Source organism: Spiroplasma alleghenense (assembly GCF_003363775.1).
In the GTDB taxonomy this organism is placed as follows: domain Bacteria; phylum Bacillota_I; class Bacilli_A; order Mycoplasmatales; family Mycoplasmataceae; genus Spiroplasma_B; species Spiroplasma_B alleghenense.
Genome location: NZ_CP031376.1, coordinates 1196026 through 1210035 on the forward strand (window position 1 = coordinate 1196026; position 14010 = coordinate 1210035).

General features: G+C 29.6%; 12 protein-coding genes. 4 read left to right on the forward strand and 8 right to left on the reverse strand.

Translation table 4 applies throughout. From position 1 onward, the window contains the following. Position 1: 1 nt before the first annotated feature. From SALLE_RS05380 to SALLE_RS05390, 3 genes are read left to right on the forward strand one after another with little or no spacing between them, the layout of a single operon-like run. The gene (locus SALLE_RS05380; RefSeq protein ID WP_115558599.1) at positions 2-232 is read left to right on the forward strand and encodes a hypothetical protein; all 231 of its coding nucleotides are present in this window, start codon (positions 2-4) and stop codon (positions 230-232) included. A gap of 14 nt (positions 233-246) precedes the next feature. Continuing rightward, the gene (locus tag SALLE_RS05385) at positions 247-2304 is read left to right on the forward strand and encodes a PTS transporter subunit EIIC (RefSeq protein ID WP_115558600.1); all 2058 of its coding nucleotides are present in this window, start codon (positions 247-249) and stop codon (positions 2302-2304) included. 4 nt (positions 2305-2308) lie between these two features. Further along, positions 2309-2881, forward strand: a complete 573-nt coding sequence (locus tag SALLE_RS05390) for a lipoprotein (RefSeq protein WP_115558601.1) — start codon at positions 2309-2311, stop codon at positions 2879-2881. A gap of 60 nt (positions 2882-2941) precedes the next feature. Here the strand turns inward: SALLE_RS05390 and SALLE_RS05395 are convergent, their stop codons facing one another. The 3 genes from SALLE_RS05395 to SALLE_RS05405 all read right to left on the reverse strand — a co-directional run bounded on the left by SALLE_RS05395 (position 2942) and on the right by SALLE_RS05405 (position 6901). Then, the gene (locus tag SALLE_RS05395) at positions 2942-3880 is read right to left on the reverse strand and encodes a 1-phosphofructokinase family hexose kinase (protein WP_115558602.1); all 939 of its coding nucleotides are present in this window, start codon (positions 3878-3880) and stop codon (positions 2942-2944) included. A 54-nt stretch (positions 3881-3934) separates the two neighbouring features. Next, entirely contained in the window at positions 3935-6127 is a 2193-nt protein-coding gene (locus SALLE_RS05400) for a PTS transporter subunit EIIC (protein ID WP_115558603.1), read from the reverse strand. Between the two features lie 72 nt (positions 6128-6199). Further along, entirely contained in the window at positions 6200-6901 is a 702-nt protein-coding gene (locus tag SALLE_RS05405; RefSeq protein ID WP_342768171.1) for a DeoR/GlpR family DNA-binding transcription regulator, read from the reverse strand. A gap of 197 nt (positions 6902-7098) precedes the next feature. Here SALLE_RS05405 and SALLE_RS05410 point away from each other — a divergent pair, with 197 nt between their 5' ends. Further along, the gene (locus SALLE_RS05410; protein WP_115558604.1) at positions 7099-7944 is read left to right on the forward strand and encodes a class II fructose-bisphosphate aldolase; all 846 of its coding nucleotides are present in this window, start codon (positions 7099-7101) and stop codon (positions 7942-7944) included. Between the two features lie 213 nt (positions 7945-8157). Here SALLE_RS05410 and SALLE_RS05415 read toward each other — a convergent pair whose 3' ends face one another. The 5 genes from SALLE_RS05415 to SALLE_RS05435 form a co-directional block, all read right to left on the reverse strand. Further along, a complete protein-coding gene (locus tag SALLE_RS05415; RefSeq protein WP_115558605.1) occupies positions 8158-9942 on the reverse strand; it encodes a lipoprotein in 1785 nt (594 codons plus the stop codon). Between the two features lie 193 nt (positions 9943-10135). After that, a complete protein-coding gene (locus SALLE_RS05420) occupies positions 10136-10894 on the reverse strand; it encodes an ABC transporter ATP-binding protein (protein WP_115558606.1) in 759 nt (252 codons plus the stop codon). Position 10895: 1 nt separating this feature from the next. Next, positions 10896-12587, reverse strand: a complete 1692-nt coding sequence (locus SALLE_RS05425; RefSeq protein ID WP_115558607.1) for an ABC transporter permease — start codon at positions 12585-12587, stop codon at positions 10896-10898. Positions 12588-12876: 289 nt separating this feature from the next. Then, on the reverse strand, positions 12877-13248 hold the full coding sequence (locus tag SALLE_RS05430; RefSeq protein ID WP_115558608.1) for a hypothetical protein: 372 nt from the start codon (positions 13246-13248) through the stop codon (positions 12877-12879). A gap of 26 nt (positions 13249-13274) precedes the next feature. Next, complete coding sequence (locus SALLE_RS05435; RefSeq protein WP_115558609.1) at positions 13275-14009, reverse strand: ABC transporter ATP-binding protein; 735 nt, start codon at positions 14007-14009, stop codon at positions 13275-13277. Position 14010 lies beyond the last annotated feature (1 nt).

Genomic DNA, 14010 nt, shown 5'->3' on the forward strand with positions numbered 1-14010 from the left:
AATGGATTTATTTTTATACATTGCTGGAATTATTTTAGCAATCATAATTACAATTTTTGGGATTATTTATTGAAGGAAACGTAAGTTTCACAAAACAATTCAAAATTTCAGTATTAGAGAAACTCATATTAGCAAGATTTTTGTAAGTAGTTTTACTATTTGGTTTATTGTCTTTGCACAGTTTACCGCAGTGGTTCTATTTATTTTTTGTCTGACAATGCTAGTAGTTTAAGAGAAAGGAGTTTTATGAAAATACAATTAGAGAAACAAGAAAAAGTAAAAAAAGAAAAAGTAAAAAACACTTCTATTCCGATTGATTCTAAAACAAAATTCAAAAATTTTTGAAAAAATGCTATGGTTGGTTTGCAAAATTTAGGTAAATCACTTTTATTTCCAATCGCCGTGCTGCCTTTTGCTGCCCTGCTAAATCGCTTTGGGACTTTAGCTATGGATTTAAATCCAATTCAAGATGGTATTAAAAATGCTGGATGATGAATTGGTTATATTTTACAAACCCCCGGAAAATTAGTATTTGATAACATTGCTTTACTATTTGCAATCGGAACCGCCTTTGGATTATCCAAAGATCAACGCGGAGAAGTCGCGTTGGTTGGAGCGGTTTTATATATTGCTTTAACAGTTTTCTTAATGGAGGGTGGATTAACTGAGTTGTTTTACAAAAATGTTAATCAACTAGAAGTTTGGAAACTTGATAGTGCTGGCAACTGGGTTAAATCATTAAATTCAGGGCTATCGCAATTATTTTATGTTCCTAACTTCTCCCAAATAGATATCTTGGGTGATGGAAATAGAACCTTGGAAGTAACTGGGGGAACTTATATATTAAACATTGGAGTACTTGGGGGGATTATTGCCGGGGTTACTTCTGCAAAATTGTATAATCGATTTTCAGAAATAAAACTTCCTGCTTCATTATCATTTTTTGGGGGACGTCGTTTTGTCCCAATGATTATAATGGCAATCTCATTGCCTATTGCATTTGCTTTTGCAATCATTTGACCTTGAATTCAATTTGCTCTAGTAAAATTTGGGCAATTACTTTCATCAAGTGATGCTTGAGCAGTACCAGGTTCATTTCTATATGCGCTAATAAATCGTTTTGCTCAACCATTTGGAGTTCACCATATTTTAAACACCTTCCTTTGATTCCAATTACCAATTGAGGGAAATGTGGTAACTAGTTTAGATGGAAGAGTAGTATTAGGAGAAGATGTTTTTGCATCATATGATTTAATTTTTAAAGACGGAATCATGAGCGCAGATGCTATTGCTATTTTAAATAGCATCACTCGCGGATGAGCAACTGAGGTAATCTTTGGTGATGATCATGTTCAGAATTTAAAATTATTTGAACAATTCTTTTCATATAATCCAAATTTAATTTCTGGATCTAATGGAACAATTTTATCAATGGGTAATGGAAGTTATGCTGTTATGGGTGACATTAACGCCTTTCAAAAAGGATTAATTTCAGGTAACTTCCAAACCGGTTTCTTCCCCCTTTACTGAGGAGGATTAACTGGGGCCAGTGTTGCTATGGTAATGGCGGCTGAAAAATCACGTAGAAAAGAATTGGTAACTTTCTTTTTAGGAATTGGTGTGGTCGCTGCATTAACTGGAATTGACGAACCAATCTTCTTTACCTTTACTTTTGTTGCTCCAATTTTGTGAGTATACAATGCAGTATTTACAGCAACCTTTGCTGCCATTGCAATTGCTATGCACATTCACGTTGGATTTGGATTTAGTGGTGGATTAATTGATTACTTTATTTCATTTGCAAACGGTTGAGGAATGAGTAAATGAGAAGGAGTTGTTAACGGACCAGTGTATGGGGTGACTTCAAATCCATTATGGTTATTAGTTTTAGCTGCTGTGATGTTTCCAACTTACTACTTCTCATTCTACTTCACTATCAAAAAAATGGACTTACAAACTCCAGGTCGTGAACGCGAGGAAATACCAAGTGGAGATTTAAATATTAAAGAAGTTAAAGGTGATGATAAATATGAAATTATTGCCGATAACTTAATTGAAATTATTGGTTCAGAAAATATTTTAACTATTGGTAACTGTTCAACTCGTTTACGCTTAAATGTTAAAAACAATAAAGTTGGAACAACTGCTGAATATAGAAAAGCTGGTGCTAGTGGAGTTGTACGAATGGGTGACAATGGTTTACAAGTAATTATTGGCACTGATGTCCAACATGTGGCTGATGCTGTAGAAAGAAAAGTTGATTTGAAGAAGAATAACTCAACTTTAAATACTAAGGAGGTTTAAGATAATGAAAAAAATATTAAGTATTTTAGCAGTTATGGGTTTAACCTCCACTGCTGTTATGGGGGTTGTGGCTTGTACAGAAACCCCAACTAAATCAGCTCAAAACGTTCATGTTTTAGCAAGAGTTTTTAACCAAGCTGTTAGCAAAGCTATTGAAGATAATCCCCTAACCCCTTTAGAATCTGGTGTTTTTGATACAGAAGCAATTAAAGCTGATGTAATTAAAAATATGAATGATAAAAAATCAGAATTAGAAGCTGTTGGAATTCATTTGATACCCGGGTATTACCAAGAAAATGAATTTTATCAAAAGGCTTTTAAATCTGTAGCTGAATTTAATAAATTAACCCAGAAAGAAAAAGATGATCACCAAAAGTATTTAACTGAAAACAATTTCAAGCATGAAGATATTATTATCTTTGTTGATTCAACTTTTATAACAGCTTCTTTGGATAACCCAGAAAGAATAACCATCAACATTCCAAGATTGAATATTGTAGATTCTGAAGGTTATGATGTCTTATTTAATAACGGTTTTAATTTAACTCAAATGGGTATTGTTAGTGTTAAAAAATAATTTCATAAAAAAAATGAACTTTAATTTTTAAAGTTCATTTTTAAAATAAATTAAATTCTATTAAATTTTTCATACTTTTAATTCATCAATCGATTTAAGCAATTCATCAATTAAATCGCTATCTGCGATTTTATTGCAGTATGCCGTTGCGCTTCCACAAACTATTCCCATTTTTAATGCTTGTGCGTAATCCTTAGTCTTGATGTATTCGCTTAAGAAACCAGCCAGCATGCTGTCACCAGCACCCGCTGCATTTACTAATTTTTTGTTTCAATTTCCAATATTGCATTTTAAGGCAATATCGTTATTAATAAATATCGCACCTTCTTCACCTTGAGAAATGAGAATATTTTTTACACCTTTTGATAACAAAATTTTAGCAGCCTTAATTAAATCGTCTTGCGAAGTAATTTTAATTCCTGTTGTTAAACTTAGTTCTTCGCTATTTGGTTTTATTAAAAACGGTTTTTCTTTAACAGCTAAATTTAATGAATCACCAAAAGCATCAACCAAACAATGAGCGCTCAAAGAATTTGTTATTTGAACTATTTCTGAATATATTTTAGCATCAACGCCCGCTGGAACACTTCCTGTTACTACCACAAAATCATTAGGCTTGATGTTATTTCGTAAGTAATCCTTAAATATTTCTAGTTCAGAATTTTTTATAGTTGGAGCTGTTGCGCTACATTCGGTTTGATCTTTATCAATAAGTTTAACATTTATTCTGATATCTCCTTCTGAATTAAATTTTTTATACTTAATTTTTATTGAATCCAAGCCGCTGTAGAAAAATGGTTCAAGTTTTCCGTTAGAAAAAATAAGAGATTCGTTTGGAACTCTTAAGCTATTCAATAACATTGAAACATGAATTCCCTTACCCGCTGGATACAACTCGGTTTCTCTGGGTCTATTAGTTTTACCGCGTACCAAATCATCAAATTTTAAAATATAATCAAACGCGGGGCTAAGTGAAACAACATAAATATTATTGTTCATATTTTATAAACCTTTCTTTCTAGTTTAGATATTTATAATTTTATCTAATTTAAATTAAACTACAAGCATTTTGGGTGCTAGAGTTTGTTCTTGGATTTGTAAGTGATGAATGTCATTTCAAAACTCATCTTTTATAGAATCTAATTTTGATTTTTTGATTTTTTCGATTTCTTTAACTATTTTCTCAATATTTTTGTAAGCTTCTGCAGTCTTCTCATTCAAATTAATCAAACTTTCATCAACACTTACAGATGTAGTTTTGATTTTATCATCTAATATAGCAATTTTTTTAGCTTGGAAATCATTTTCTAAAGATTTTTGAATAAGTTCATTTCCCTTAATATATTTTTGATGATTTTCAGAAGCTATTAATTTTTGTCCCTTATTGAATAGAGAAGCGGTTTTGACTTCTTTAATTTCCAAAGCTTTTTGTAAGGCGTTTTCCAAGTTTAATTTTTTTGTTGTCAATTTTAAATGAGCATTAGTAATTACATTTAATTTTTTCAATTCTAAAATTTCTTTATTTAAATTATCATATGACTGATTAAGATCTTTTTGACGATCAGTTTTGATTTGTAATAATTGATTTATAAGATTTTTATTTAGTTGATTATCTTTTTTATCATCTTCCAAATTATTTATAAATAAATTAACATTATCTCTTATTTCTGGGTTAAATTTTATTAACTCATCCTTAATTTCATTTGCAAGCGAAATTATAGAAGATTTATTTTTTGTGTTAACTTTTGTTTTAATTAATTTAATAAATTGTTGAGATTTAAAATCAACATCTTTTGTTAAAAATTCTTGTTTGTTAAATTTTGAAATTGTTTTTAAAGCTAAACTTTTTTCAGTTTTATCTTCTTTTCATAATAAACAAGTTATTAGAATTCCAAGTCCAAATGTTGCTAGATCAATAATTATTGCTCCAACTAAGTTTTTGTTATAAGCCAAGAACCCTACGATTCCCCCAAGACCAGCCAAACTTTCTAGTCCGACTGAGAAGATACCAATTAATCAACCACCGATTCCTCCAGCAATAACACCAGTTACAAATGGTGTTCCTTTTGGTAGGTTTACTCCATAAATACATGATTCAGTAGGTCCTGAAATAATACCTGGCAACGCAGCGGCGAATGCAGCTGATTTATCAATTGTTTTTCTGCTTTTAATACATACGGCAATAGTTGCTCCCATTTGACCTCAAGCAGCAGCAAAGGCTGCAGCTAAGAAAATTGATGGTTCTGCATTTGGTTGAACTAAAGCAGTTGTTGCTGCAAAGAATAAGATGTTGTGAACCCCAAGTACAACCAATGGTTGTCAAGTAAGCCCTACAATTAACGCTCCCATTCCAAATGGCATTATCATAAATCAATTAAATCCAATTAGCATCGCATTTTCGATAACACCCATAATTGGCCCCATTACAAAGAACGCAAGCAAGCCTCCGATTAGTAAAGTTAAAAATGGATTTAAGATAAAGTTTGCTACCGGATTAAAGTATCGATCCATTGTTTTCTGTGCATATGCCACAACTACTCCCATAGCAATAAACACCAAGATTGTTGAGTAAAATGGTTTTAGCATAATTTCTCAGCTACCAATACTAAATAATTTGATTCCTGCCTCTGGAAGAATTGGAGAAATCATAATTAATGCTAATGCAATTGCAATTGGGGTTTTACCTCCTAAATAACGAACTGTTGATCACATAGCGATAACACCCATCATTTTGAATCCCGATCCAGCAATTACATTTAAAATAATATCAAATGCATTACCTTTATTTGTGTCGCTTGGAATTACAACAGCTCCCATTCTCAAAAGTAATTGTTGTAGAGCCATAATTAGACCTACTCCAATTAGGAATGGAATTAATGGACCAAATATTGCCGATACTGATTTTAAAAATCTTTTTCAAAGCGAAACGTTTTGCTCTTTAATCAGTCCGTTTGTATTAAAAGAAACATCCTTTTCACCAGATTTCTCAGACTTTAGTTTAGTCTTAAATAAGTTAGTTACAGTTGAAACTTCTGGTCCAATAATTATCTGCAATTCTCCATTAGATCAAAGCGCCCCACTAATATTTGAAATTGTTTTTATTTCTTTTATATCAGCCGCTTGATCGCTAAATAGAGTAATGCGCATTCTAGTTGCACAGTGATAAACGTCCTTAACGTTTTTAACACCACCGATTTTATCAAGAATATTTTGAACTAAAATTTCTTGTTTTTGATTTTTGCTCATAATCTCACCTTCTATATAAATAGTTAAGGTTAAAATTATTATTCTAACATAAACTACCTATAATATATCGAACTAGACGTGTATGATTTTTTTTACTCCGTCTAAGGGGGTTCCATCAGTTATTAAGGTAGTTTTGTCAAGATTATCAATTAAAATTGGAGCTGATTTGTTTATTTTAGAACTATCAGCTAGCACAAATGTTTCATGACTACATTTGATTATTTTCTTTTTGAAAATAGCTTCTTCAACATGGGTAGTATAGATTTTTTCATCAACTACTCCATTTGCTCCAATAAAAGCTTTGTCAAATGAAAAGTTATCAATGAAATCAGTTGCTAAACTCCCAACAATTGCGCGGGTTTGCGGACGAATCTCTCCTCCGACAATGTAAAACTTGATTCCTAATTCGATCAAATCCTTAGCATTAGAATACCCGTTTGTCACAATTGTTATTTGTTTATTTACCAAGTGTTTTAACATTTTATTAGTTGTTGTACCCGTATCAATGAAAATTAATTCACCATTTTGTACTAATTCTGCAGCAGTTTTGGCAATTAGTTCTTTTTGAGAACTATTCAAATGAACTTTTTCTTCATCTGAATACTCATTGAAACCAGTGCTATTAATAGACTTAGCTCCTCCATAAACTTTAATAACAAGTTTTTCAGATTCTAAGTGATTAATGTCGCCAATTATTGTTGGAATTGTTGCATCAACCAATATAGCCATCTCATTGTTTTTTACATAACCACGCTCGTTTATGTAATTTAATAATCTTTATCTTCTTTCCTCTTTTAACATCGGAAAATCCTCCTATAAGTATCATACCGCAAAAACCTTTTAAAGTTTAAAAAAGTTTAAAAAAGTTTAAAAAAGTTTAAAATTAATTAAAATAGTTTAAAAATGTTTAAATTAGTTTAATATTAGCATATAATTATTTTATAGAAATAACTTGATAAGGGGAATTAAAAATGAAAACAAGTTTAAAAAAAGAACTACTAAAAGCCAAAAAAGAAGGTTATGCTGTTCCAGCATTTAACTTCGATAACTTAGAAATGGCCAAAGGAATATTACAGGCAGCAGAAGAAACTAAATCACCAGTTATTTTAATGGTAACTGAATCAGCTGCTAAATATATGGGAGTTGAATATGTTTTTGCTCTAGGTAAGGCCTTTGTTGAAAATACCAAAGTTCCAGTTGTCTTACATTGAGATCACGGTTTTGATATTCAACTAATAAAAAGAGCTTGTGAAAACGGTTTCACAAGTGTTATGTTAGATGCATCAAAAGAAACGTTTGAGGATAATGTCAAAATGACACAAGAAATTGTTGCTCATGCTAAAAAGTTTGGCGTTGAGGTTGAATCAGAAATTGGTCATGTTGGAGGGAAAGAAGATGATAGGGTTTCAGCAAATGGAGGTTACACTGATATTCAAGAAGCCATTGATTTTAATAAACAAACCAATATTGATGCTTTAGCTATTGCAGTTGGAACAGCTCACGGAGTTTACAAAGGTAAAATAGAATTACAGTTTGATATTATTGATAAAATCAATAAAAATGTCGATACCCCTCTTGTATTGCACGGGTCTAGTGGAGTTCCATTAACTGACTTACAAAAAGCTATTAAATTAGGAATTACCAAAATTAACATAGGAACTGATTTGAAACAAGCTAATGCTAATGCTTTAAAGAACTGATTAAACACAAATGAAAATGGTTATGATGCTCGTATGTTTGGAAAAGCTTCAATTGAAGCTGTCAAAAATGAGGCAATAATTAAAATAAAAGCCTTTGGTTCAAATAACAAAGTTTAATATTCAAATAAAAACCCACACTTTTAGTGTGGGTTTTTATTCTATTAGGCACTCCATGCTTGTCATGGGGGTTTTCATGTTTAATTATGGTTCATTCAAATATAGGTAAAACTTTTCAGGTATCCCTTAGGTTAATTTTTATTATTATCTTTGATTGGTATATTTTTATAGCCTTTTATAATTCTGATTTATTATTAAAATATTATCATTATTTTATCCAAATCTTCATGATGAATTGGCTAAATCAAGATTAGAATTATCTTTAACCTTTACGTCATTTCTATTACCTAATGTAAAAAAATCTTTATAATTATAACTTGGTCCAAGTTGGTCGGCAGGGAAGAAATAATTTTTTAAATTAAATCAATAATCTGTCGGGTTAGCTGATCTTCAAAAGAAAATATCACCGTTTTTATTAAAAGTCATTTTACTTGTTGGAGCATTACCTATATTATGATCTTCGCAAATCTCTAAATTCAAATCTAGTGGCTCTAAGAAAGCGGCCGCCTTAGGATTAGCTTCGACCAATAAGTCTAAAACTTCAATAGCATTTAATACTTTTCCAGGACTAGTTGACATCAGCGACGTTGGTTTATTGAGAACAAATTGATTACTTTGGTCAACAAGACCATCATTATATCCAAAAAATTGCTGTTGAAAATGGAATGAGTCAGTAATAAATTGTTTATAAAGAACCTTTGTATTTTCACTTTTAGGACGTTGTTTAACAACAATTTGCTCGTCAGGCAAATCGTATGTCTTTCCTTTATAAGTGAACTTAACCGAGCTAATTGTTGATCTAAAAAGAGCAATGTAGTTTCTTTCCTCATTCGGATTTAGTTTAAAATTAGAATTGTTTAAACTGTTTTTAAATGTTTTACTTTTGTTCATTAAATTGAACTCTAAATTAAATGAGTTTCAGATTTCTGAAAAATCCTTATATTGAGCAGATAATTCTTTGATATTTCCAATAGTTTGATAAACATAATTTGGTTTTCATTTTGAATCATTTGAGCTTAGTTCTTCAATTAGTTTTAGTTCATCACTTTTATTACCTCTTAATGCTGATTGAATCGTTTTCATACATTCACTATTTGAATTAAGCCACGTATCAGTTACCCTAGAAAAATATACAACTGCATCAACTGTATCTTTTTTATTAGTTTCAATTATAAAGTTATCATCAAAACTAACAAGTTCATCCTTGAATTTAATCTCTCCAATAATATTTTTAAATTGATTAAATACCTCATTACTACTATGTTTTTCATTTATAGATTCTGCTGTTTTTCGCAAGTTACCTTTGTCACTTTTAATTTCAAAACTATTCGCATTTTCAACGGAATTCAAGGTATCAACGTAATTATTTTTTATTTCATTTAATGAAATAGCATCCAGTTTATTTTCTGTGATTGTAATTGAAGTCTTAAAGTCAATTAATCTTTCAACTTGTTGCTCTTGTTTTTCATTTAGAAAATAGAAGTTAGCTCCGATTGTAACATAAATGGCTACAGAATCTTTTCCATCGTTTGAAACAACTCTAATGTCTTCGATTGTATAACCATCTTTTAAAGGAGTTTTTCCATCAACTAAAATTGGTTTGTAATTAACATTTGATAAAATTTCAGAGTTAATTTCTTCTTCCAATTTATCTCAATTAATAATTTCGCTAATGTCTTTTTGAACTTCTAGAGATTCATTTGAATCAAGATTTGTAATTTTTTCTTCATTAGTTATAAATCAATCAATGCCTTTATCTCCAAAAGGGTAGTCTACTCCGTTATCTCCTCCGTCTTGGGAAACAAAGAAGTAATTATCAAAATCATTTTTTAAAGTAGAGTTAAAGATTTGTTGAGTAGCTTCAAACAAATTATTTTTTAGTGCCTCATAGTCAAATTCATTTTCGTTAGTAACTTTTTGTTTTTTACATGAAACCACACTTAACGGTGCTGATACAACTAGGGTTGCAACCCCTAATATACTTAATAGTTTCTTCATAATTGTTTCTCCTTACAGTTTTATATATCTATACCTAGTATATATATATATATATAAAGTCAAATAGGTGGGTAACGCTCGAGAAATATACAAAGAGCTTTATTGAAAAATTAAAAAAACCAACCTTAAGGAAACCTCTTTAGGTGTCCTTAAGGTTGGTGTTTCTATGGGTTTTTATTTGAATATATTTAGTTTATTTTTGCTTTGGATCGTTTTTAATTTTTGAAGAGTAAATTTCTGAATAATCTTTTTCAACTTTTTTGGTAGTTGATTTCTTATAGATATCTTCAATCGATTCTTTTTTATTATTAAAAACTTTGTTATATTTTGTTTGCCCTTTTTCAATAATTACTAAGTGGTCTATCATTTCTTCTAACTCATTAATCATATGACTGGTTATCAAAATTCCAACACCCTCTTTTGAAAGCATTTTTAAAATTTTATGAAATTCAATTCTAGTTCCAACATCCAGATTGGCAGTTGGTTCATCTAGAATTAAATACTCTGGTTGGGTAACCAAACAAATTACTAACATTGCTCGCTTTTGCATTCCCGCACTTAACTCATAAAAAGTTTTCTCGCGATATTCTTTTAACTCAAATTTTTCTAAAAGCATGTCCAATCTTGTTATAGCTTCTTTTTTATTCATACCACAAAGCAAAGCGTCATGAATTGCAAATTGAAATATAGATATATCTTTTGGATAAACACTTTGATCTGGGAAAAAACAAATTTTACTTAAATTGTTATTTTCGTAAATTGATTCATCATTGAGAAAAACTTGTCCCTTATCTTTCTTGTACTCGTTAAAAACACTTTTTAATAAAGTGGATTTCCCTGAACCATTATCACCAACCAATCCAATTATTTGTCCTGGTTTTAATTCTAAGCTAAAATCAAATACTCCAGTTCCATTTTTAAAATCCTTTGTTACTTCAACTACTTTTAACATTTTAATCTAACCTCTTTCTTTCATCTTTGGTTTTACAAAACGACAGATAACCAAAGGTTGCTAAAGTAGTTCCAAAAGCTATAAATCCTAAATAGTTTGCTCAAACAGCAAATGGTCTTTTTGTATATATTAAATTACCCTCTTTGTCTAAATTATAGAATGTAAGCGGAGCAATCGGTAAAGGAGAGTTTTCTGCAATAAAGTGATTTGTCTCTGGATTATTTACTCCCGAAAAATATACCATTTCATAAAATCACATAAATGGATTAATTTGGTAATTTAAAGCTGCCGCGATTTTTCATCTAAATTTTTCCTCTTCAATTTTTAAGGGATATTTAAAATTCTTAATCAATCGAGAGCTAATCTTATTGAATAAGTACGAACCTGGAGAATATGGACTTGAATCAATTCAAAAATTGTAATTATAAAAAAAGTTTTTGCTATCTATTTTACCAGTCCAGTTTTTACCAATTACATCATCATTTGATCTTAGACTATATTCAAATCTATAAGAATTGACCACTGTTGATTTAAGAACCTCGGTTTCATTCTCTGAAATTTTAACAGTTCCATTATCAAAGTTTTTAAAATTATCTAAAACTTCTTTTAACTGCTGGGGTTTATTATAATTATTTCCACTACTTTTATAGAAGTAAGAATTTTTAAAATGTTTTTCTTTATTCCATTCAGCTTTAATATTTATTGATTTAACAAACTCATAGTAGAGATTGTCTTCAAGAGCTTTTTTTAATTCAGCTTCATTAATTAAAATTCTAGTTTTTTCAAGACTTGTGTTAAACTTTTTAAAATATTTTTCGACGCTTTTCTCAAAGCTACCTTGTTCTATTAATTCACCAAAATAGGTAATCATTCCATCATTAAAGATAAGTTTAGTAATATCATGATCTCTAAAAATAGTTTCAAAATCACCATCTATAGGGCCTGCAATATTTTCTTTAAAACTATTTTCTAAATCATTCAAGCTCTCTGATAATTGAGTTAAAAAATTTGTCTCACTAGTTTGTGTTTGACGTAAATCAAAATTATTTTTAATCGATGGTTCGTAAATATTGCTTGACCAATCACCTAGGTCTGGATTGAAAGCGAAAAATATTGGACCAAAAATTGAGAAGAACATGAATAAGGTCATTAATATTCAACCAAATGGAAGCGCTTTTTTCATTGATCTAGTTGTGCTGCTTAATAATAAAACAACTCCAAAAATTAAAAAGTCATAGGCAATTAAACTAAAAATACCAACTGCTAAATTTCTAATTATAAAACCCTTTAAAGGTATGGGAAACATAAGTGATACCAAGATAAAAATCAAATATACTAATAAAATATATGATAAAGTTATTATCTTTAAAGGTGCAAACTTCGCAAAAAATATTGAGGAATTTTTTACTCCACGACGATTTTCTAAACTTTGAATACCGCTTTTTTCATCCGTTATTGCGATTGTCACTATATTATTAATATTCACAAATGAAATTCAAAATATAGATAAAACGATAATGAAAATCATTGCCATTTCAACATCATTTATAATATTTTCCCCTAAAGTCATTGCTAAAATCGGGATAAGAACAATTAGTGATAATATAATTGCTGTTAAAATAATAAATAACTTGTTTTTAATTATTCTTAAAAGTGAAAATTTAAATATTACTCTTGAATTTTGACTCATCATTACTCTATTCTCCGCCAGATTTTAAATTAACAACACGTGTCATTTCAATTTCTTCTTTTTCTCGCTTATACGCAACTTTTATTATGTTTGATAAATATTTGATTGTCATGATATTCTCCTTTTGTACTCCACCGATTTAGTTCAAGTCATAAATATAATAACATAAATAAATGTTATTTATAGTTTGAATTACAAATTATTAAAAAGCAAAAATCAACCTTTCTAGAAATCGCGATTTCTTTGGGGCTGATTTTATGATTATCATTTAAGTCTTTTTTATTAACTATTATTAATGACTGTTATTTAATATTTTTCTAGCTAATTCATCAAGTTGTGAATCATTAGAATATGAGTGTTGAATATAAGAACCATTTTTATTTTCTAAATAAACATAAACATTTATAACTTCTTTTGTAAAAGTAGTTTCACTTGTAGCAGCTCCTGTTAAAGCATTATAAGCATCATGTTGATTTAAGAAAAACATGTATTGGTTATTAATTTTTTTTCTATGAGTTGTGTAGATACCATCACTGATAACATTTTCAAAACTAATTGTTTTGTTGTTTCAGTTAGCTATTTCATCTTGGTGAACATAACGAGCTTGTAAGTCTATTCTTTCTTGTAATTTACGAATCGCTTCGTCTTCATTATTTCCTGACACTCTATAGTTAAACTAAAATTTATTTTTTATTTTTTAGCATAAATCTCTGAATAATCTTTTTCAAATTTTGAAGTAGTTGATTTCTTATAAATAGCTTCGATAGATTCTTTTTTATTATTAAAGGACTTGTTGTATTTTGTTTGCCCTTTTTCAATTACAACCAAGTGATCAATCATTTCTTCTAATTCATTAATCATGTGACTAGTTATTATAATCCCAACTCCCTCTTTGGAAAGCATTTTTAAAATTTTGTGAAATTCAATTCTAGTCCCAACATCTAAGTTAGCAGTTGGTTCATCTAAAATTAAATATTCTGGTCGGGTTACTAAACAAATTACTAACATTGCTCGTTTTTGCATTCCTGCACTTAATTCATAAAAAGTTTTCTCGCGATACTCTTTTAAGTCAAACTTATCTAAAAGCATGTCCAACCTTTGGATTGCTTCTTGTTTGTTCATACCGCAAAGCAGAGCATCATGAATTGCAAATTGAGCAATTGAAATATCTTTGGGATACACACTTTGATCTGGGAAAAAGCAAATTTTGCGTAAGTTATTATTTTCATAGATTGATTCATCGTTTAATAAAACTTCACCGGTGTCTTTTCTGTATTCATTAAAGACACTTTTTAATAAAGTAGATTTTCCTGAACCATTATCACCAACCAACCCAATTATTTGTCCCGGCTTTAATTCTAGATTAAAATTAAAAATTCCAGCACCTTTTTTAAAGTCTTTAGTGACATTAATTATTTTTAACATT